Raw genomic sequence first — 20,360 nt, 5'->3', positions numbered from 1 at the left:
CGGCCTTGGGCTAGTTTGCCGCAACCGCTGCGCAGGACACCCCCCCTTTGGCCCGTTTCGACCGCTACATGTTGAGCCAGTTAATGGTGACGTTCGGGTTCTTCAGCCTCGTGCTTGTGCTGATCTACTGGATCAACGCCGCGGTGCGGCTGTTCGACCAGTTGATCGCCGACGGCCAGGGCGCTGCGATCATCGTCGAGCTGATCCTGTTGTCGCTGCCCAACGTGATCCGGCTGGCGCTGCCGTTGTCGGCCTTTGCCGCATCGGTCTACGTCACCAACCGGATGAGCCAGGACAGCGAACTTGTCGTGATGCAGGCGACCGGGTTCAGCCCGTGGCGCATGGCGCGGCCGGTGTTCTATTTCGGCCTGATCGTGGCGCTCATGGTCTCGGTCCTGATGCACCTGCTAGTGCCGCTGTCGACGACCGCGCTGAACCAGCGGCAGGCCGAGATCGCGCAGAACATCACCGCGCGCATCCTGACCGAAGGGCAGTTCATCGAACCGACCGACGGCATTACCGTCTACATCCGCGCGATCACGCCAGAGGGAGAGTTGCAGGACGTGTTCCTGTCCGACCTGCGCGACCCCGAGGCACAGGTCACCTACACCGCGCGGCGCGCCTATCTCGTGCGCAATGATGGCGACGCGCAACTCGTGATGGTGGACGGCATGTCGCAGAACCTGCGCACGTCCGACCAGCGGCTGTTCGTCACCGATTTCGCGGATTTTTCATACAACATCGGCAACCTGATCCGCATCACCCCGCGCGACACGCGGTCATCGCGCGAAGTCATGACCTGGGAGCTCTTGCAGCCCTCCGCCGCGCTGGAAGCGGAAACCGGACGCACGGCCGCGCAACTGGTGACAGAGGCGCATGACCGCGTGAATCAGGCGCTGCTGGGCACCGTTGGCGGGCTGCTGGGCTTCGCCGCGCTGATGATCGGCGGCTTCAGCCGGTTCGGCGTCTGGCCGCAGGTCGTGTTCGCCGTCTTCCTCATCATCCTGATCAAGTCGCTCGAGACGACGGGCCTGAACATCGCGCGGACCACGCCGCAGATGTGGTTCGCGAGTTACCTGGCCGTCGGGGCCGGCTTTGCGATGATCGTAGCGCTGCTTTTCGTCGCGGGGAGGCCCTACCTGTTCCGGCGCAGCCCGCTGGCGGGGGCACCAGCATGATCCTGGACCAGTATTTCGCCCGGCGCTTTGCCGTGATCTTTTTCGCGATCTTCGCGGTCTTCGCTGCGATCCTGACGTTTCTTGGTCTGGCCGACAACCTGCGTCGTTACGGGGCAGATGCCGGCGGCTTCGGGGACATCCTTGGCCTGGCGCTGCTGGACGCGCCGCGCGGCGTCTACCAGATCCTGCCACTGATCGTCATCATCGCCAGCATCGCGCTATTCCTCGGCCTCGCCCGGTCGTCGGAACTGATCGTGACGCGGGCGGCGGGGCGGTCGGGTCTGCGCCTGTTGCTGGCCCCTCTGGCGGTCGCCGTGCTGATCGGGGCGATTGGCGTCGCAGTGCTGAACCCGATCGTCGCCACGACATCGCGGGCCTTCGACGCCAAGGTGGCCGACCTGCGCGGGTCGGGATCGGTGCTGTCACTCGCCTCTTCGGGGCTGTGGCTCCGACAGGGCGACGACATGGGCCAGACGGTCATCCATGCCATGCGCACGAATTTGTCGGGCACCACCCTGTGGGAGGCGACGTTCCTGACATTTGCCCCCGACGGTGCCCCCCGCGCCCGGATGGAGGCCGAAAAGGCCGTGCTCTCGGATGGCAACTGGATGATGGAGGGCGTCAAGACCTGGCCGCTGGACACCGATGCGACGCCGGAGGCGATGGCCGAGGTCGCGGCAACCGGAACGCTCCCCTCGACACTGACGGCGGACCAGATCCGCAACAACTTCGGCACGCCAAGCTCGATCTCGATCTGGGATCTGCCGGCTTTCATCGCGCGGCTGCAGGCGGCCGGATTTTCGGCGCAGCGGCATATCGTCTGGTTCCAGATGGAGCTGTCGCAGCCGCTGTTTCTGGGTGCCATGATGCTGATCGGTGCGGCCTTCACGATGCGCCCGCAGCGTGGCGGCAAGGTTGGACTGAATGTCATGACCGCCATTCTTCTTGCCTTTTCAATCTATTTCGTCCGAAACTTCGCGCAGATCCTGGGCGAAAATGGCGATGTGCCTGCGGCCCTCGCCGCCTGGGTGCCACCCCTGGCGGCTGCCGGCATCGCGATGGGCATCCTGTTGCAACGCGAGGACGGATGATGCGTCTTACCCTGATACTCCTCGTCCTGCTGCTGCCGCAGATGGCTGCCGCCCAGATGGCCGCGACGCTGGTTGCGGACGATGTCACCATCGAGAATAGCGAGCGTCTGATCGCCACCGGCAACATCGAGGTGCTGTATGACGGCAGCCGCCTGCAGGCCGCCCGCGTCACTTATGACAAGCCCACGGACCGCCTGCGGATCGAGGGGCCGATCCTGATCACCGGGCCGGATGGAGAGATCTTGACCGCCGCGCAGGCCGACATCGACCCGCAGCTTGAAAACGGCGTGCTGCTGGGGGCGCGGCTGGTGCTGGACCAGCAATTGCAACTGGCTGCCAATCAGATCGACCGGGCCGAGGGGCGCTACAGCCAGCTTTATAAGGCGGCCGTCACGTCCTGTCAGGTCTGCGCCGGCAAGACTCCGCTGTGGGAAATCCGGGCCGAGAAAGTGCTCCACGATCAGGACGCGCAGCAACTTTACTTTACCAACGCGAGCTTTCGCGTGAAGGGTCTGCCGATCCTCTATCTGCCTTATCTGCGCCTGCCCGATCCCGACAATGCCCGTGCGCGGGGGCTGCTGATCCCGCGCATCCGGTCGAACGATCGCTTGGGTCTGGGCGTGAAACTGCCGTATTTTCTGCCGCTCGGGCAAAGCCGGGACCTGCTGTTGACGCCCTATCTGGCCAGCAACACGCGCACGCTTGAATCCCGGTATCGGCAGGCGTTCCGCAATGGCAACGTGCAGATCGACGCCAGTGTGTCACGCGACGATCTGGCCGGCCGCGACGGCACCCGCGGCTATGTCTTCGCCGAAGGCACCTTCGATCTGGGGTCCAACGTTTTGTTGCGGTTCGACGTGCAGACGGCCAGCGACAACGCCTACCTCAACGATTACGCCATCAGCGACACGGACCGACTGTCCAGCATCGTGGCCCTGACGCAGGTGCGCCCTGACGCCCTGAATGCCGCAAGCCTGTCCTATTACCAGACCCTGCGCGCGGACGAGACGAACGCGACCCTGCCGCCGCTGGTGGCGCAGGCGGGGCTGGTCCGCCGCTATTACTCGGCGATGGGCGGTACCGTGACACTGACCGCCAGCGCCGATACCCTGCTGCGTTACGGCGCGGATCTGGGCGCACCGGGGCGTGACGTGACGCGGACCGGCGCCACCGCCGCCTGGTCGCGGGACTGGCTGTCACAGTCGGGCGTGCTGCTGACCGGGACGGCGGCGGCGCAGGCCGATCTGTGGCAGGTGAACGATTCCACCGACTTCGATCCGACGCTGTCGCGGCTGGTGCCCTACGGCCAGATCGTTCTGCGTTATCCGCTGGTGCGACGCAACGGGCGGACGCGGCATGTGCTGGAACCGGTGGCGGCACTGACCTATGCGGCGCGGATCGGTGATGTGCCACCGAACGAGGACAGCACCCGACCCGAGCTTGACGGCGGCAACCTGCTGGCCCTGTCGCAGTTTACCGGTCAGGACGCCGTCGAGGACGGCGCAAAGCTGGCGCTGGGGCTGACCTGGACGCGCGCCGGGTCGGAAGGAGTCACCTCGCAATTGAGTTTCGGTCGCATCCTGCGGGCGCAGGCCGATCCGCAGTTCACCCTGACGTCCGGCCAGCGCGACGCAGTGTCGGATTGGCTTGTGGCAGGGCAGATCGCGTTGCCGCGCGGCCTGACCTTTGACGGGCGCGCTCTATTGCAGGATGACGGCACGACGACGCTAGCGACGGCAAGGGTGTTCTGGAACCGGCCAGAGGTGCAGCTGGCCGGTGGCTACATCTGGCAGGCCGCCGATCCGGCAATCGGACGCACCGAGGTGGTGTCGGAATACAGCTTCGACGGGGCGGTGCAGGTGACGCCCGCCTGGAACGTAAGTTTTGATACCCGCTACGACATCGCCCGCGACGGGCCGGTCCGCGCCGGTGTGGGGCTTGGCTGGCGCAACGAATGTGTGACTGTTTCGCTTTCGGTCTCGCGCCGCTATGCGTCTTCGACTACGGTGCAACCGACAACGGATTACGGGTTGTCGGTGGCGTTGCAGGGCTTTTCCGCCAATGGCCTGCCCCGGCTCGCCCCGACTGCCTGCGGCAACTGATCACGACGATAGGACCAAGACCCGATGCGCCTGACTGCCCTTCTGACCGCCCTGATGCTGCCATTCCTGGCGACCGCAGCCACCGCGCAGGATCAGTTTTCGCCCGTCATAACAGTGAACGACAGTGCGATCACCGCATATGACCTGGACCAGCGGCGGCGGCTTCTGGTGTTGTTTCGCGCCCCCGGCAACCTGGACGATGTCGCTCGCCAGCAGTTGATCGAGGAACGGCTGAAGCAGCAGGAAATGGACCGCGCTGGCATCCGCATCACGCCGGAAAACATCGCGACCGAGGTCGAGGCCTTCGCCTCGCGCGCGAACCTGAGCCTTGATCAGTTTCAGCAGATATTGGCGCAGAGCGGCGTTGCGGCCGCGACGCTGGAACAGTTTGTCCAGGTCGGCGTGACCTGGCGCGACTACATCCGCTTGCGGTATTCCGATCAGGCCCAGATCACCGATGCGGACATTGCCCGCGCGCTGGCCCAGCAATCCGGCAGCGCCGACGCGCTGGAGGTCTTGCTGACCGAGATCATCATCCCCGCGCCGCCGCCCCGTGCGGCCGAGGCGAACGCCATCGCGACCCAGATTGCACAGTCCCGGTCGCAGGCCGAATTCGAGGCGGCGGCGCGCCAGTATTCCGCGCTGCCCAGCCGTGCGGACGGCGGGCGGCTGAACTGGTTGCCGCTGTCGAACTATCCGCCCGCCTTGCAGGGCCTGATCTCCAGCCTCGCGGTAGGAGAGGTCACGCCGCCGATTCCGATCACGAACGGCGTGGCCCTGTTCCAGATGCGCGGCATCCGGGAGGTCCCGCAGGCCCGCCCGACCCCCACGACGGTCGACTACGCGGCGATGGCCTTTGCCGACACGGCGGCAGCACAGTCCGCGACCCTGCGCGTGGACACCTGCGACGACCTGTTCGGTCTGGCCAAGGGGCAACCCGCCGATGTGCTGACCCGCGAAACCGTTGCACCGGACCAGGTGCCGCAAGGGATCGCGCTGGAGCTGGCAAAGCTCGACATGGATGAAGCTTCGGTCACGGCGACCGGTGGCGGCAACGCGTTGCTGGTGATGATGTGTGGACGGGCCTACGGCGACGCGCTGACCGACCCGGAAGCCCTGCGCGCCCAGTTGCAAAGTCAGCGGCTGGAGCAGTTCGCCAACGCCCTGCTGGCCGATCTGCGTGCGGCGGCCGTTATTCGCCCGTGACCCACCCCGCCGGGCCGGACGCGCCCATCGTCATCAGCTGCGGTGAACCCGCCGGCATCGGACCAGAGGTTGCGGCGAAGGCCTGGGCGGCACTGGGGTCGACCATGCCGCTTCTGTGGATCGGCGACCCACGCCACCTGCCGCCGGATACGCCGTACCGGATCGTCACGCAGGTAGAGCAGGCGCAGGGTCCCTGCCCCGACGCCCTGCCCGTCCTCGCCCGCGATCTGGGTGGACGGCTGCGGCATGGCACCCCCGACCCAGTTCATGCGCAGGGCGTCATCGCCGCCATCTCGGACGGCGTGGCACTGGTGCAGGCCGGTGAGGCGCGGGCAATCTGCACGGCTCCGATCAGCAAGGCAGCCCTGATCGACGGCGCGGATTTCGCCTATCCCGGTCATACGGAATACCTCGCCGCCCTGGCTGGAGATGTGCCGGTCGTGATGATGCTGGCCTGCGCGGCGCTGCGCGTCGTGCCTGCGACGATCCACATTCCCTTGCAGGACGTGCCGCAGGCCCTGACCGCGCAGGTGCTGCGCGATACCCTGCGGATCACCCATGCGGCCTTGATGCAGGAATTCGGCATCATCGCCCCGCGCATCGCGGTTGCAGGGCTGAACCCCCATGCCGGCGAAAACGGCAAGATGGGCCGAGAAGAGATCGAGACGATCGCACCATTGCTTGACGCGATGCGGGGCGAGGGTCTGACCCTGATCGGCCCGCTGCCGGCCGACACGATGTTCCACGCGGCCGCGCGTGCCGGCTATGACGCCGCCGTCTGCATGTTCCATGACCAGGCACTTATTCCCATCAAGACCATAGACTTCGCGGGCGGTGTGAATGTGACGCTCGGCCTGCCGTTCGTGCGCACCTCACCCGATCATGGCACGGCCTTCGGAATTGCCGGGCTTGGAGTTGCGGACGCAACCTCGATGATTGCGGCCCTGGGGATGGCGCGCGACATGGCGGATGCGCGGCTGCGGGGCGGTGCCGTTGCCTCCGGCGGGAGTTTCTCTGGCCAGATGAAATCATGAGCCAGATCGACGATCTTCCCCCGCTGCGGCAGGTGATCGAGACATTCGGGATCGCAGCGAAGAAATCGCTGGGGCAGAATTTCCTGCTCGACCTGAATCTGACCGCCAAGATCGCGCGCATGGCCGGTGATCTGAAAGGGTCCGACATCCTCGAGATCGGGCCGGGCCCCGGCGGGCTGACGCGTGGCCTGCTGGCCGAAGGCGCGCGACGGGTGCTGGCGGTCGAGAAGGACGAACGCTGCATGGGTGCGCTGGCGCAGATCGCCGCGGCCTATCCCGGTCGGCTGGAGGTTTTGAACGCCGACGCGCTTGAGGTCGATGTAGCGGGCCGGCTGGAGGCACCGATCCGGATTGCGGCCAACCTGCCCTACAACATCGGGACGGAACTGCTGGTGCGCTGGCTGTCGCCAACCGTCTGGCCGCCGTTCTGGGACAGCCTGACGCTGATGTTCCAGCGCGAGGTCGCGCAGCGAATCGTGGCGATGCCCGGCGACAAGGCCTATGGGCGGCTGGCCCTGCTCGTCCACTGGCGCACTGATGCGCGCATCGTGATGGATTTGCCGCCGGAGGCGTTTTCACCCCCGCCCAAGGTCAGCTCTGCGGTGGTCCATCTGACCGCACTGCCCGCGCCGCGCTATCCGGCCAATGCCGCGGTGCTGAACCGGGTCGTGGCCACCGCATTCAACCAGCGGCGCAAGATGCTGCGATCGGCGCTTAAACCGCTGGGTGCCGACATCGAGGATCACCTGAACGCGGTCGGCATCCCACCCACGGCGCGTGCCGAGGAAATCGGGCTCGCGCAGTTCTGCGCCCTGACCCGCAGCCTGACCCCCTGATACGAAAAGGCCCCCGAAACGGGGGCCTTTGGATCATTCACCACCATCGCCGGTGGGCTGGTTCGCGTCCGCTTCGGGCTTTGGGCGGGGCTTGCGTGGGGCGCGGGGTTTGCGGGCCTTGGGCGGTGGCGCATCGCTCCGGGTTTCCGGCGTCTCGACCAGATTGTCGTCATCCTGCGGCTCTGCGTCGTCGCGACGCTGATCATTCTGGCGCGGCTGGTCCTGCTGGCGGGACTGATCATTCTGACGCGGCTGGTCCTGCTGGCGGGACTGATCATTCTGACGCGACTGATCATGCTGGCGCGGCTGGTCGGCCTGTCGTGGTTGGTCACCGCCGCTGTTCCCAGCCTCTTCCTGCGCGCGCAGACGTTCGTTGCGTTCCCGGTCGCGTTCAGCCTGACGCTGACGGTTCAGTTCTTCCTGCTCGGTGCGTTCGCGGTCGCGTTCGGCCTGCCGCGCGCGGTTCTGCTCTTCCTGCTCATCGCGTTGGCGGTCGACTTCGCGCTGTGCCTCGGCCAACAGGCGCAGATAATGTTCCGCATGCTGGGCAAAGTTTTCCGCGTTCACGCGGTCGTTGGACAGTTGCGCATCGCGGTGAAGCTGATTGTACTTCTCGATGATCTGCTGCGGCGTGCCGCGCACCTTGCCATCCGGACCGGAACTGTCGAAGACCCGGTTGATGATGTTGCCGCCCGTAGGCCGGTTGGTGTTGCGGTTCTTGTTGCCCCGCGACCGTGACTTCGATGATCTCATGAATGAACTTCCGTCAAGCCCTTTGGCTTAGTTGCGCTTGTCCCCCGGTTGTCCGTGCCGAGTGCACGAAGGACGACGAAGCGGTGTCTGGCGGCAAACCGGAGCGAGCGCATCTGCACTCTGCGCGCCGGTCGTGTTGAAATTGCACGTCAGAGCCCGCGTGGCAAGCCAAAAACGCGGCCCTTTGCCGATCGGCGATCAGATGCGCGGTTTCTGCCCCGCAACGACCCGGTCGCGCCCGTCAAGGTCGGGGGTCGCGGTGACGGTGACGAAGCCGTGCCGGGTCATCAGGTCGGCGACCTCCCGGCCCTGCGCCGGGCCGATCTCGACCATCAGCCAGCCACCCTGCACCAGATGCGCGGGTGCGGCCCGGATGATGCGGCGGTATGCCCCAAGGCCGTCACCTTCGTCCGTCAAGGCCAAGCGCGGTTCGTAAAGGCCGACGTCCGGGGCAAGATCGGCATAGTCGTCCAGCGTGATGTAAGGTGGGTTCGACACGATCAGATCGAAGGCCGCGATGCTGACCGGCAAGGCATCCAGCCAGTCGCCCGCGTGAAACTGGACACGGTCCCCCAGCCGCAGATTGGCCGCATTGCGCATGGCGACAGCCAACGCCGCACGGGACAAATCGGTGCCGATTCCGAAGGTCTGGTTTCCGCGTTCTGCAAGCAATGTCAGCAGGATGCAGCCCGATCCTGTGCCCAGGTCCAGCAACCGGTGCCAAGGCCGCGCCAAGGCGGCTTCGATCAGCGTTTCGGTTTCTGGCCGGGGATCGAGCACATCCGGCGTCACTTCGAATGCGCGGCCATAGAACTGGCGCGACCCGGTCAGGTGGGACACCGGCACCCGGCGCGCACGTTGGTCGATCAGACCCTCGTAAAGCTGGGCAATGCCGGGGGTGACGGCGTCCTGTGCGATCAGCGTGATGCGGCCAGCCTCGATCCCCAGCACGTGGGCGGCCAGCCTGCGGGCGTCGTGGGGCGCGTCGGCGATGCCGGCGGCGGACAGGGTCTGCGCCCCGTGCCGCAGCAGGTCGGCCCAGATCATGCGCCCATCTCGGCCAGCAGTTGCGCCTGGGCGTCCGATTGCAGGGCGTCGATGATCGCATCCAGATCGCCCTGCAACACCTGTCCGAGGGAATAGAGCGTCAGGTTGATGCGATGGTCGGTCAGGCGGCCCTGAGGAAAATTATAGGTGCGGATACGCTCTGACCGGTCGCCGGTGCCGATCTGCGCCTTGCGGTCGGCGGACCGGGCGCTGTCCACGCGCTGGCGTTCAAGGTCGAACAGCCGCGTCCGCAGGACATTCATCGCGATTTCCCGATTCCGGTGCTGCGACTTTTCGGCGCTGACGACGATAATGCCGGTCGGCAGGTGCGTGATGCGCACCGCCGAATCGGTGGTGTTGACGTGCTGGCCACCAGCGCCGCTGGCGCGCATCGTGTCGATGCGGATGTCCGTCGCCGGGATCTGGACATCGACCTCCTCTGCCTCGGGCAGCACGGCGACGGTGGCGGCCGAGGTGTGGACGCGACCGCTACTCTCGGTTTCGGGCACACGCTGGACGCGGTGGACACCGGATTCGTATTTCAAGCGGGCAAAGACGCCATCTCCGGCGATGCGGGCCGTGACTTCCTTGATCCCGCCAAGCTCTGTATCGCTCTGATCGAGGATCTCGAACTGCCAGCGATGCTGCTCTGCGTAGCGTTGATACATGCGCAGCAGATCGGCGGCAAACAGCGACGCCTCGTCCCCGCCGGTGCCGGGCCGGATTTCCAGCAGTGCGGGGCGGGCATCGGCGGCGTCCTTGGGCAGAAGCGCCAGTTGCACCGCCTTTTCGCTGACCGCGAGGCGGTCACGCAGGTCCGGCAGCTCATCCTCGGCCATGCGGCGCATTTCGGGATCGGACAACAGACTTTCGGTGTCGGCGATCTGCAGCAAGAGGTCCTGATAGGCGCGCAACGTACCGACAACGGGCGTCAGGTCGCTGTATTCCTTGGCCAATGCAGCAATATCTCCGCCCGCGATGTCGCCCGACATCTTCGCCTCCAGGAACTGGAAACGGTCGATGATCTGGGCCATGCGGTCTGCGGGTATCATGGATGTCAGGTGGCAGGCGAAGCCGTCAGCGTCAAGTGGTCGGCACGACCAGCGATCCCAGTCGGGCCAGCCAGTCCTCGACCCGCGCGCGGTTCACGCCCATGTCGCCCGCGCCAAAGCGGGACTGCGCGTTGATGACCAGCAACGGTCCTTCGACACCGTCCATGACGGTGACGGTCGTGTAATCGGGATAACCCATCAGGGCAGAGCGGGTCTGATAGGTCACGACACCTTCGCCCACCGATCCTGCTACACGCAGTGTCCGTTCCGTATCCAGCGCGATCAGGTCCACGGCCTGCAGGATCTCGGCGGCTGGCGTCGTGATCTGGCGGGCGGCCTTGAAGCTGTTGATGCCGGGGGTATCACCGGCTTCGGTCGCAACGGGGGCCATGTGGAAGGTGGCAAAGTCCGTCGGCGAAAAGCGGACGTAGGCAACGCCAGCCACTGCGACGACACCGACGCCGATGAGGATCTTCTTCAGCATGACATGCTCCCAGTATTCCGGCATCACATAACATGTCGCCGCGTGGGGGCAATGTCAGGACGGGATCGGCAAGGCCCGTTCGATCAGGCGGGCAAAGAAGGACGCCCCGTAAGCCGCTGTTTCATCATTGAAATCATATTTTGGATTATGCAGCCCGGCAGTATCGCCGTTGCCCACGAAAAGATAGGCGCCGGGCCGCGCCTGCAGCATGTAGGAAAAATCCTCGGCCCCCATTTCGCGCGTCGCATTGGCGTCGCAGGAGGAGATTTCGGCCGCGACCGAGGCCGCAAACACGGTGCAGTCGGGGTCATTCACCGTGGCGGGATCGCCATTTCCATAGTCCAGCGTCGCGGTCACGCCAAAACTCGTCGCCTGCCCCGCAACGATCTGTTCCATCCGGGCCACCACCATCGCCTGCACAGCAGGGTCGAAGGTGCGGACGGTCCCATTGATCACGGCTGAATCAGGAATCACGTTGAACACCGACCCTGCGTGAATCTGCGTGACCGAGATCACCAGATCGTCGAGTGCGTAGTGGTTGCGGCTGGAGATCGTCTGGATCGCCTGCACCATGCTGACGGCGGCGGTGATCGGATCGACGGTATCGTGGGGAAAGGCACCGTGGCCGCCCTTGCCCTGAATGCGGATCGTGAACTCATCCACGGCCGCCATGATCGGACCGGGCGTGGTGAAGAACTGCCCGACAGGTGTACCGGGGGCATTATGCAGGGCATAGACCTGATCGACGTCAAAATCGTCCAGCACGCCCGCCTTGACCATGACGTCGGCACCCGACCCACCTTCCTCGGCCGGCTGAAAGATCAGCGCGACGCGGCCCGCGAAATTGCGCGTCTCGGCCAGATATTGCGCAGCCCCCAGCAACATGGTCGTGTGGCCGTCATGGCCGCAGGCGTGCATTGCGCCAGCATGCTGGCTGGCATGGTCCAAACCTGTCTCCTCGCCCATCGGAAGCGCATCCATGTCGGCGCGCAAGCCGATGGTCTTGCCGGGTTTCTGGCCGTTGATGATGGCAACGATGCCCGTCGTGGCGATGCCCTCGTGAATTTCGTCCACACCGATTTCGCGCAGGCGGTCCGCCACGAAGGCCGCCGTCTGATGCAGGTCGAATCGCACCTCCGGGATGGTGTGCAGGTGGCGGCGCCACGCGGCCAGCTGCGGCATGCGATCGGCGATGGAGTTGAGGACGGGCATGGCTGGCACTCCTGCGGCTGGGGCAATAGCATGTTGTCACCCATGATGAAGGCCCCTGCAATGACCGAAGACCTGATCCACGACGAAGATGCCGGGATGCCGCGCCTGCTGACGATCATGCGCGCCCTGCGCGATCCCATGACGGGGTGCCCCTGGGATATCGAGCAGACCTTCGCCAGCATCGCCCCCTACACGATCGAGGAGGCCTACGAGGTCGCCGACGCGATCGAGCGCGAGGCGTGGCAGGAGTTGCGCGGCGAATTGGGCGATCTGCTGTTGCAGTCCGTCTATCACACCCAGATGGCCGAGGAGGCTGGCCTGTTCACTTTTCAGGATGTCGTGCGCGACATCAGCGACAAGATGGTCGCGCGGCATCCGCATGTCTTCGGCGACGAATCGCGCGACAAGTCCGCCGATCAGCAGACCGTCGATTGGGAACGGATCAAGGCGGCAGAGCGTGCCGCAAAGGCCGAAGGGCGCACGCTGGACGGCGTGGCCCATGCCCTGCCCGCCCTGATGCGCGCGGTGAAGTTGCAAAAGCGGGCGGCGCGCGTGGGCTTTGACTGGCCCGACATCGCCCTTGTCGTAGACAAGATTGCAGAAGAAGCGGCCGAGCTGGTCGAGGCGCGCGACACGCTGACCCCGGACAAGGTGGCCGAGGAATACGGCGACCTGCTGTTCGTCATGGCGAACCTCGGGCGCCACCTCGGCGTCGACTCCGAAGAGGCGCTGCGCGCCGCCAACGCAAAGTTCACGCGCCGCTTTGCGTCGGTCGAAGATGCACTGGCAGCCCGCGGACGCACTCCCGCGCAAAGCGATCTGGCCGAGATGGACGACCTGTGGAATGCGGCGAAGATCGCCGAGAATATGACTGACTAAAATATTCGGGTATTGACCAAAGCAAAACAGTCAGGTTTACCGTTTCCCATCACAAAGGAGACTGTCATGACTATTCGCACCCACTTGCTGGCCACCGTGACCGGTGCCTGCGCCTTGCCGGCATTCGCCGACGTCAGCATCTACACCACGCGCCAGCCGGAACTGATCCAGCCGGTCATGGATGCCTTTACCGCCGAGACAGGCATCGCGGTCAATCTGGCTTTCGTGAACGAAGGTCTGATCGAGCGCCTGACCGCCGAAGGCGCGCGCAGTCCCGCCGATCTGGTGATGACTGTCGATATCGCCAACATGCAGCGAGTCGTGGACAGCGGCACCGTGCAGCCCGTCGACAGCCAGGTGCTGCTGGACGCGGTGCCGGCCAATCTGCGCAGCGCCGACAACACCTGGTTCGGCCTGACCACCCGCGCACGCATCGTCTATGCCAGCAAGGAACGTGTCGCCGAGGGCGAGATCACGACCTACGAAGACCTGGCCGACCCCAAGTGGAAGGGCCGCATCTGCACCCGGTCGGGCCTGCACGATTATAACCTCGCCCTCCTGTCGGCCTACATCGCCCACCACGGCGAAGAAGAGGCGAAAGTCTGGGCGCAGGGGCTGAAGGACAATCTGGCCAAGAAACCCGAAGGCAATGACCGTGCGCAAGTCAAGTCGATCTGGGCGGGCGAATGCGACATCAGCCTTGGCAACACATACTACATGGGTCAGATGCTGGCCGATCCCGAACAAGTGGAATGGGCGGACAGCGTCAGCATCCGCTTTCCGACGTTCGAGGACGGCGGCACGCATGTGAACATCTCCGGCATCGCGATGACCCAAAGCGCCCCGAACAAGGAAGAGGCGCTGCAACTGATGGAATTCCTCGTCTCGCCCGAGGCGCAGGCGATCTACGCCGAGGAGAACAACGAATACCCAGTGCTGCCCAGTGCCGCGCGGTCCGATCTGGTGCAAGGCTGGGGTGACTTCACCGTCGACGATATCGACCTGACCGAAGTCGCCGGCCATCGCGCCGCCGCCCTGCGTATCATGGAAGAGGTGAACTTCGACGGCTAAGCCACTGGCTATGAAATGAAAGCGCACCCGGTATTTTCACCGGGTGCGCTTTTTCGTTTCCGCCTTGAAGGGACGTGTGGGCCCCGATTGGCCGGATCAGTCGTTCCAGATCGGCAGACCGGTCACGTCCGTGCCCTCGTTCAACTGCATCGCGCTGCCGTCGAACAGGAAAGCGGTCAGCGGCACGACGCGGTCCTCGGCACCGTAGGTCGCAGCCTCGTCCTCGAAATCCACCACCAGCGCTTCCGGCGTGTCACGATCCGGGCCGACGACCTCCTCCACCTCGCCGATCTTGACACCGGCGGCAGCAAGGACGTCCAGATCGTCGGCGACGTCGGCATTGATTTCGAAACCGGGCAAGGCGGCCCTGTCCTGCACCTCGACCATGGTGTCCTGTGCCAAGGCAGGTGTTGCCAGCAGGCCAATAGCAGGGAAAGTCAGAATACGCATTAGTCAGAACTCCTGAGTTTATTGTCAGAATGTTAAACTGACCTGTTGCAGACCAGTTCCGGGCGGGTGTCCGGTTCTGCCCGCTTACGGCGAAGTGGCGCGCAACCGCCTAGCCAGCGGCCTTTTCTTCCAGCATCAGCCACTCGGCCTCGGCCTCTTCCAGCTTGGCATGACGGTCAGTCAGCGCGTCGGTCGCCTTCTCGAACTTCACCGGGTTCTGGGTGAACAGGTCCGGGTCGGCCATCAGTGTTTCCAGCTTGGCAATCTCGGCTTCCAGCCGGGCGATCACGCCGGGCAGTTCGTCCAGCCGATGTTTCTCGGTGAACGACAGTCCGGCCTTGCGCGCCACGGGCTGCGGCTGCTTTCCCTTATTCGACAATTGCTTGCCGACCGAAGCCGTTGCGCGGGCCCGGTCCCCTCGCTGCGCCTGATAGTCGGTCCAGCCACCGGCATAGACCGTCGCCTGCCCATCGCCTTCCATCGCCACGGTGGTGGTTGCGGTCCGGTCCAGAAAGTCGCGATCGTGGCTGACCAGCAGCACGGTGCCGTCGTAGTCGCCCAAAAGATCCTGCAACAGGTCCAAGGTCTCGATGTCCAGATCGTTCGTCGGCTCGTCCAGCACCAGCAGGTTGCTGGGTTTCGCCATCAGGCGGGCCAACAGCAGTCGCGCCTTTTCACCGCCCGACAAGGCGCGGACCGGCGCGCGGGCCTGCGCTTCGTCGAACAGGAATTCCTTGAGGTAACCGATGACGTGCTTGGGCACGCCGCGCACCATGATCTGGTCGGCCTTGCCGGACACCCCCATTTCGGGGTCGTTCACGAGGTTGTCCCACAGCGTCATGTCGGGATCGAGCTGCGCGCGGGTCTGGTCGAATACCGCGGTCTCGAGGTTCGTGCCAAGCTTGACAGTTCCCTGATCCGGCTCGACTTGTCCCAGCAACATCTTGATCAGGGTCGTCTTGCCGACGCCGTTCGGTCCGACGAAGGCGATCCGGTCCCCGCGCTGGACGGTCAGGTCAAGGCCCTGCACGATCGGCTTGCCATCGAAGGTCTTGAACAGGCCAACAGCCTCCATGACCTTCTTGCCGGACGTCGTCCCGCCCTCGAAGGCCATCGCCGCGGCACCCTGTCGCTGGATCTGACCGGCACGTTCGGCGCGCAGATCCTGCAGCGCCCGCACGCGGCCCTGATTGCGCTTGCGACGGGCGGAAATGCCCTCGACGGCCCATCGGGCCTCGGCCTTGATCTTCCGGTTCAGCTTGTGACGCTGCTGGTCTTCCTCTTCCCACAACCGGTCGCGCCAGGCTTCGAACCCGTCGAAACCCTCTTCGGCGCGGCGCACCTCGCCCCGGTCGATCCACAGCGTCGCGCGCGTCAGGTTGCGCAGGAACGCCCGGTCGTGAGAGATCAGCACGAAACCGGCCTTGGTGGATTTCAGTTCCGCTTCCAGCCAGGCGATCGCCTCGATATCGAGGTGGTTGGTCGGCTCGTCCAGCAGCATCAACTCCGGCGCCTCGGCCATCAGCTTGGCCAGCGCCGCCCTGCGCTTCTCGCCACCGGAGGCCGTGGCGACCAGCCCTGCCGGATTGAACTTCAATCCTTCGGCCACCATGTCGACGCGGTAAGCCTCGTCGATATCCAGACCAGACGCCGCATAGGCCCCCAAGGTCTCGAACCCCGCCATCGTCGGGTTCTGGTCCATGTAACCGACGGTCACGCCGGGTGCCGCGGTGCGCTGACCGTGGTCGGCCTCCACCAGGCCCGCCATGACCTTCATCAGGGTGGATTTGCCGGACCCGTTGCGGCCGACAAGGGCCACGCGGTCGCCGGGTTGAACGACCAGCGAAAGGTCATCGAATATCGGATCGCCGCCGAAGGTCAGCGAGATTTCGGAGAGTTGAAGAAGGGGTGCGCGTGCCATGGCGGTCAGCTACGCAAGCCACCGTAAAAGCGCAAGACCCTGCCCCTTCATCTGGCCAGATAAACTCCCCCCGAAGGGTTGGTCCGGCACGGGCCAAATCACTCCCTCTCGCGCCAGCGCACCATCTGCCGCATCGTCCCGTGCAGCATCCGCACGTCGTGGCTGGTCAGCGGCATCCGGGACCACATGTTGCGCAGGTTCAGCTTCATGCTCTCGGCCTTGTGGTCGGGATAGAAGAAACCCGCCTGCCCCAGCGTTTCCTCGTAATGCTCAGCCAGTTTCTGCACTTCGATGGTTTCGGCAGCGTCCGGCTGCGCAAAGGCATCGCGCAGCATGGACCCCTGCTGGCGCTGCCATTCATAGGCGGTCAGCAGCACGCATTGACCCAGGTTCAACGACGCAAATTCGGGGTTCACGGGGACCGAGATGATGGCATTGGCCTGTGCGATGTCGTCGTTTTGCAGCCCGGCCCGCTCGGGTCCGAACATCACGGCCACCTTCTCGCCCCGCGCGATCCGGGCGGCCGCGTCCTGCATCGCCTCCTCCGGGGTCAGCACGGGCTTGGTCAACTCGCGCGGTCGCGCGGTGGTGGCATAGGTATAGTGGCAATCGGCAAGTGCCGCGGCGGTGGTTTCATACAGCATCGCCTCGTCCAGCAGGCGCCCGGCACCCGACGCCATCGCGACCGCCCGCTGGTTCGGCCAGCCGTCGCGCGGTGCCGTGATCCGCATCCGGTCGAGGCCGAAATTCCACATCGCGCGTGCGGCGGCCCCGATGTTCTCGCCCATCTGGGGCCGGATCAGGACGAAGGCGGGTTGCGGCGTGGTGCTGGGCATGGCGGGCTTTCGGATCGGGACCGGGGTCTGATAGGCTTACCGCAGGCGAAGGACAAGATCGGGGGTCGATCATGGCATACGACGAAGGACTGGCGCACCTGTGGCGCGAAGACCTGGAGGACGTGCGGGGCATGGCTGAGAAGAAGATATTCGGCGGCCTGTGCTTCATGGCGCGGGGTCACATGCTGTGCGGCGTGATGCGCGAAGGCGGCATGGCGCGGGTCGGCAAGACGCATATGGATGCAGCCTGCGCCATGCCCGGTGTGTCGCCACTCGCCTTTACGGGGCGTGCCATGGGGGGGGCTGGTCGAACTTGACGCAGACCTGATGGCCGACGACGACCGCAGGCGCGCCGTGCTGGCAATGGCGCTGGATTTCGTGGCCAGTCTGCCGCCGAAGTAGCCAAGCCTGCGAAACCCCGCTAGAACGCAGGAAATTTCATATCGGATGCCTGCCATGACCGACGCCCCCGACCTGCCGCAACTTTATCTGATCACGCCGACCGAACTGGATCTCGACACCTTTCCGCCGCGGCTGGCTGCCGTGCTGGACTCGGCAGCGATCGCCTGCGTCCGTCTGTCGCTGGCAACGCGGGACGAGGACAGGATCGGTCGCGCCGCGGATGCGGTGCGCGCGGTCACGTCCGAACGCGATGTGGCGCTGGTGATCGAGCGGCACGTGCAGATGGTCGCTCGGCACGGTCTCGACGGCGTGCATCTGCTGGACGGTGCGCGGTCGGTGCGGGCCGTTCGCAAGGATTTGGGCGAGGATGCCATCGTCGGCACCTTTTGCGGTCAGTCGCGCCACGACGGCATGACGGCGGGCGAATTGAACGCCGATTACGTCAGTTTCGGCCCGGTGGGCGAGACGGCGCTGGACGACGGCAGCCGGGCGACGTTCGACCTGTTCGACTGGTGGTCCCAGATGATCGAGGTTCCGGTGGTGGCCGAAGGTGCGCTGGACGTGGACCTGATCCGCGCCGTCAGCCCACACGTCGATTTCTTTGGCATTGGCGACGAGATCTGGGGCAGCGACGACCCAGCCGCGACCCTGCGGACCATGATCGCAGCGATGTCATGATGTGATGTCATAAAGGTTTACAGCGCGTCCCTCACGCATTGCGTCAGGTTCGCGGCCAGCGCCTTGCGATCAGTCAGGGCCGTCAGTTGCTGCACCGCATGATAGGTGACTGTGACGCTGCCCTGTCTGCGATGGGCCAGCGTCGACAGCAGGTGTAACCCGAAATCCATGTCGCCCCACCAGCCGTAGGCACGTGGATCGGCCCCGTCTGGTGCGCGATAGGTCAGCGTGACCGGCTGCACCGGCATCTGCAACGCGATCAGCGGCGCGAACAGGGTCGGCTTGAAGGGCAGGACTCTCAGCCCATCGGTGGAGGTGCCTTCGGGAAAGAACACGAGCGTCTGCCCCAGCGCGAGCCGCGCATGAAGCGTGGCCACGTCGCGCTGGGCCGCGTGGCGGTCGCGTGTGACGAAGACGGTCCCAGTTGCGCGGGCCAGCCAGCCGATGCCGGGCCAGCGCGCGACCTCAGCCTTCGACACGAAGACAATGCATCCGCCCGCATTCAGCACGAAGATGTCGAGCCAACTTGCATGGTTGGACACCAGCGCGCCGCCGCCCCGCATCGGCGTCCCGACTGCCATGCGCCGCAGTCCCATGAACCAGAGGGCGCCGACGCAGACCCCCCGCGTGATCCGCGGGGTCCAAGGGCGGCGCGGGCCATTGACGGCGGCCTCCAGCGGGCGCAGCGCCAGCAGGACCACCAGCCCGCCGAAGACCAGCACCGCTATCGGCACGGCGCGCCGCAGGATGCGCAGGGCGGTACGGGGCGTGATCGACGGGTGCGGCGGAGGCGCATCATCCACCCAGGTCATCGCAGGCGAACCGCCGTCAAACGCCTGCGCTGATCGGCGGTCATGGCCCCGGCATCGAGGATCATGCACACGTCGGTCGTATTGAAGACGGTATCGACAAAAGCCCCCTCGCCCACGACGCCGCCAAACCGCAGGTAGGCCTTGATCAGCGGCGGAATGCGACGCAGCGCCGCCTTCCGGTCCGGTGTGTCCGCCCTGATGTCTCGGCCAGGACCGATGGCGCGCACGCGCAGCGCCTGATCTGCCAGATGATTGTGATGCAGATAAGCAAGCGGCGCTGCCAGTGACGCCATATCCGTGCCGTGAAAGGACGCCACGCCGAACAGCACCGTGTCGGGCGTGACCGCCGGCAGCCGCGCAAGTCCTGCCAGCAGATGCATCATCGCGGGCCCTCCGCGATAGGCCGGCAAAAGGCAGGACCGCCCCAGCTCCAACACGGGCCGCCCGGTCAGGAACAGGGGGGCCAGATCGAACTCCGCCGCGGTGGCAAAGCCGCCCGCCATCGCCGCCTGCGCCGAGGTCATCAGACGATAGACGCCGATGACGGGCGCATCGGGACGGGACATATCTTCCAGCAACAGATGATCGGCAAAGGCGTCGCGGGCGTCGATTTCCCGCCGCGCGGCGTGATCGACAAGCGGGCCACCGGCACCCAGCTCTTCGACAAAGACGCGGTAGCGCAGACCCTGTGCTGCGCGCAGGTCGTCGGCCGACTGGGCCAGCCGGGTGCGAAACATGGAGGCGACCTGCGTCATTGTCCTGTCCAAGAGGTCGGGGCGTGCCCGACGGGTCGCGCAGGATATACGGGAGGCATTAAGTTTTTGGCAACCATTTCAGGGCAGCCTGCGGTCAGTCCGATTGACACGAGGGGCAGCGTTGCTACCGTAAGTTGTCGATCACGCCTCGAAAACCGGAATCAGCATGACATGTGACCCGTCGATGACCATCTTGCCCATCTCGCGAAAGTTGACGGTGATGCGTCCGCCGATGTTGGACTGGACCTGCCCGGTGCCCCAGTCGGGCCGGGCGGGGTTCTGCACAAGCATTCCGGGTTCGAGCATGGCATTCAGGTTGTCGGACATGGCGGCACGTTCTTCCTTTGGGCGGGTCGGGTCATGACAAACGATCTGGCCACCCTGGTCGGTTCCCGCATCTGTCACGACCTTATCAGCCCGATCGGCGCCATCGGCAGGCCGTGTCCCACCAGTTGGTGTAAGAGGCCGCGCGCGGAGCCTCCGGCGTAGCGCAGCGCGCGGCCGGCGGTAATGCTGGCGGTCACCGCCGATTTTCGGAGAAGGTTCGGGTTGCGAGACCTG

At 65.3% G+C, this 20,360-nt stretch carries 21 protein-coding genes and 1 pseudogene; 11 read left to right on the top strand and 11 right to left on the bottom strand.

What is annotated here, in order from left to right; all coding sequences use genetic code 11:
- Positions 1-47 precede the first annotated feature (47 nt).
- The 6 genes from lptF to rsmA are packed head-to-tail and all read left to right on the top strand — an operon-like array spanning position 48 to position 7,447.
- Entirely contained in the window at positions 48-1,178 is a 1,131-nt protein-coding gene (gene lptF / locus ACOI1H_RS14515) for an LPS export ABC transporter permease LptF (RefSeq protein WP_422438493.1), read from the top strand.
- Complete coding sequence (lptG, locus tag ACOI1H_RS14510; RefSeq protein ID WP_422438491.1) at positions 1,175-2,269, top strand: LPS export ABC transporter permease LptG; 1,095 nt, start codon at positions 1,175-1,177, stop codon at positions 2,267-2,269. The genes lptF and lptG overlap by 4 nt, the downstream gene beginning before the upstream one ends.
- Positions 2,269-4,371 (top strand): LPS-assembly protein LptD, encoded by a 2,103-nt coding sequence (locus ACOI1H_RS14505; RefSeq protein ID WP_422438489.1) that lies wholly within the window; start codon positions 2,269-2,271, stop codon positions 4,369-4,371. Before lptG ends, ACOI1H_RS14505 begins: the two co-directional genes overlap by 1 nt.
- A 24-nt stretch (positions 4,372-4,395) precedes the next feature.
- Positions 4,396-5,577, top strand: coding sequence for a peptidylprolyl isomerase (locus ACOI1H_RS14500; protein WP_422438487.1), 1,182 nt, complete (start codon positions 4,396-4,398; stop codon positions 5,575-5,577).
- Positions 5,574-6,611, top strand: coding sequence for a 4-hydroxythreonine-4-phosphate dehydrogenase PdxA (gene pdxA / locus ACOI1H_RS14495; protein ID WP_422438486.1), 1,038 nt, complete (start codon positions 5,574-5,576; stop codon positions 6,609-6,611). The genes ACOI1H_RS14500 and pdxA overlap by 4 nt, the downstream gene beginning before the upstream one ends.
- Entirely contained in the window at positions 6,608-7,447 is an 840-nt protein-coding gene (gene rsmA / locus ACOI1H_RS14490; RefSeq protein WP_422438484.1) for a 16S rRNA (adenine(1518)-N(6)/adenine(1519)-N(6))-dimethyltransferase RsmA, read from the top strand. The genes pdxA and rsmA overlap by 4 nt, the downstream gene beginning before the upstream one ends.
- Before the next feature lie 33 nt (positions 7,448-7,480).
- Here rsmA and ACOI1H_RS14485 read toward each other — a convergent pair whose 3' ends face one another.
- The 5 genes from ACOI1H_RS14485 to ACOI1H_RS14465 form a co-directional block, all read right to left on the bottom strand.
- Positions 7,481-8,200, bottom strand: coding sequence for a DUF4167 domain-containing protein (locus tag ACOI1H_RS14485; RefSeq protein WP_422438483.1), 720 nt, complete (start codon positions 8,198-8,200; stop codon positions 7,481-7,483).
- Between the two features lie 198 nt (positions 8,201-8,398).
- The gene (prmC, locus tag ACOI1H_RS14480) at positions 8,399-9,247 is read right to left on the bottom strand and encodes a peptide chain release factor N(5)-glutamine methyltransferase (protein ID WP_422438481.1); all 849 of its coding nucleotides are present in this window, start codon (positions 9,245-9,247) and stop codon (positions 8,399-8,401) included.
- On the bottom strand, positions 9,244-10,299 hold the full coding sequence (gene prfA, locus ACOI1H_RS14475) for a peptide chain release factor 1 (protein WP_422438480.1): 1,056 nt from the start codon (positions 10,297-10,299) through the stop codon (positions 9,244-9,246). The genes prmC and prfA overlap by 4 nt, the downstream gene beginning before the upstream one ends.
- Before the next feature lie 31 nt (positions 10,300-10,330).
- The gene (locus ACOI1H_RS14470) at positions 10,331-10,783 is read right to left on the bottom strand and encodes a DUF1499 domain-containing protein (RefSeq protein ID WP_422438478.1); all 453 of its coding nucleotides are present in this window, start codon (positions 10,781-10,783) and stop codon (positions 10,331-10,333) included.
- Positions 10,784-10,837: 54 nt separating this feature from the next.
- A complete protein-coding gene (locus ACOI1H_RS14465) occupies positions 10,838-11,995 on the bottom strand; it encodes a M20 aminoacylase family protein (RefSeq protein ID WP_422438476.1) in 1,158 nt (385 codons plus the stop codon).
- A gap of 60 nt (positions 11,996-12,055) precedes the next feature.
- Here ACOI1H_RS14465 and mazG point away from each other — a divergent pair, with 60 nt between their 5' ends.
- Both mazG and ACOI1H_RS14455 read left to right on the top strand, forming a co-directional pair.
- Positions 12,056-12,874 carry a nucleoside triphosphate pyrophosphohydrolase gene (gene mazG / locus ACOI1H_RS14460; protein ID WP_422438475.1) on the top strand — a complete coding sequence of 273 codons (819 nt, stop codon included), beginning with the start codon at positions 12,056-12,058 and terminating at the stop codon, positions 12,872-12,874.
- Between the two features lie 66 nt (positions 12,875-12,940).
- A complete protein-coding gene (locus ACOI1H_RS14455) occupies positions 12,941-13,945 on the top strand; it encodes a Fe(3+) ABC transporter substrate-binding protein (protein WP_422438473.1) in 1,005 nt (334 codons plus the stop codon).
- Positions 13,946-14,041: 96 nt separating this feature from the next.
- Here the strand turns inward: ACOI1H_RS14455 and ACOI1H_RS14450 are convergent, their stop codons facing one another.
- From ACOI1H_RS14450 to ACOI1H_RS14440, 3 genes are all read right to left on the bottom strand, one after another.
- Positions 14,042-14,395, bottom strand: a complete 354-nt coding sequence (locus tag ACOI1H_RS14450) for a hypothetical protein (RefSeq protein WP_422438472.1) — start codon at positions 14,393-14,395, stop codon at positions 14,042-14,044.
- A gap of 109 nt (positions 14,396-14,504) precedes the next feature.
- Positions 14,505-16,316 carry an ABC-F family ATP-binding cassette domain-containing protein gene (locus ACOI1H_RS14445; RefSeq protein WP_422438471.1) on the bottom strand — a complete coding sequence of 604 codons (1,812 nt, stop codon included), beginning with the start codon at positions 16,314-16,316 and terminating at the stop codon, positions 14,505-14,507.
- Positions 16,317-16,414: 98 nt separating this feature from the next.
- Positions 16,415-17,152 (bottom strand): RNA methyltransferase, encoded by a 738-nt coding sequence (locus ACOI1H_RS14440; protein ID WP_422438470.1) that lies wholly within the window; start codon positions 17,150-17,152, stop codon positions 16,415-16,417.
- A gap of 71 nt (positions 17,153-17,223) precedes the next feature.
- On the opposite strand from ACOI1H_RS14440, the gene ACOI1H_RS14435 reads away from it, so the two are divergent.
- A complete protein-coding gene (locus tag ACOI1H_RS14435) occupies positions 17,224-17,469 on the top strand; it encodes a hypothetical protein (protein ID WP_422438468.1) in 246 nt (81 codons plus the stop codon).
- 139 nt (positions 17,470-17,608) lie between these two features.
- Complete coding sequence (locus tag ACOI1H_RS14430) at positions 17,609-18,232, top strand: thiamine phosphate synthase (protein WP_422438467.1); 624 nt, start codon at positions 17,609-17,611, stop codon at positions 18,230-18,232.
- A 17-nt stretch (positions 18,233-18,249) separates the two neighbouring features.
- Here the strand turns inward: ACOI1H_RS14430 and ACOI1H_RS14425 are convergent, their stop codons facing one another.
- From ACOI1H_RS14425 to ACOI1H_RS14415, 3 genes are all read right to left on the bottom strand, one after another.
- On the bottom strand, positions 18,250-19,044 hold the full coding sequence (locus tag ACOI1H_RS14425; protein ID WP_422438466.1) for a lysophospholipid acyltransferase family protein: 795 nt from the start codon (positions 19,042-19,044) through the stop codon (positions 18,250-18,252).
- Positions 19,041-19,781, bottom strand: a complete 741-nt coding sequence (locus ACOI1H_RS14420; RefSeq protein WP_422438465.1) for a GNAT family N-acetyltransferase — start codon at positions 19,779-19,781, stop codon at positions 19,041-19,043. Before ACOI1H_RS14420 ends, ACOI1H_RS14425 begins: the two co-directional genes overlap by 4 nt.
- A gap of 159 nt (positions 19,782-19,940) precedes the next feature.
- On the bottom strand, positions 19,941-20,126 hold the full coding sequence (locus ACOI1H_RS14415) for a DUF3553 domain-containing protein (protein ID WP_422438463.1): 186 nt from the start codon (positions 20,124-20,126) through the stop codon (positions 19,941-19,943).
- Positions 20,127-20,159: 33 nt separating this feature from the next.
- Between ACOI1H_RS14415 and ACOI1H_RS14410 the strand changes: the two are divergent.
- Positions 20,160-20,234 (top strand): annotated as a pseudogene (locus ACOI1H_RS14410) (histidine phosphotransferase); the annotation flags it as partial.
- Positions 20,235-20,360 lie beyond the last annotated feature (126 nt).

This window comes from Loktanella sp. DJP18 (genome assembly GCF_049310965.1).
Lineage (GTDB): Bacteria > Pseudomonadota > Alphaproteobacteria > Rhodobacterales > Rhodobacteraceae > Loktanella.
This window is presented reverse-complemented; position numbering and strand designations above follow the sequence as displayed.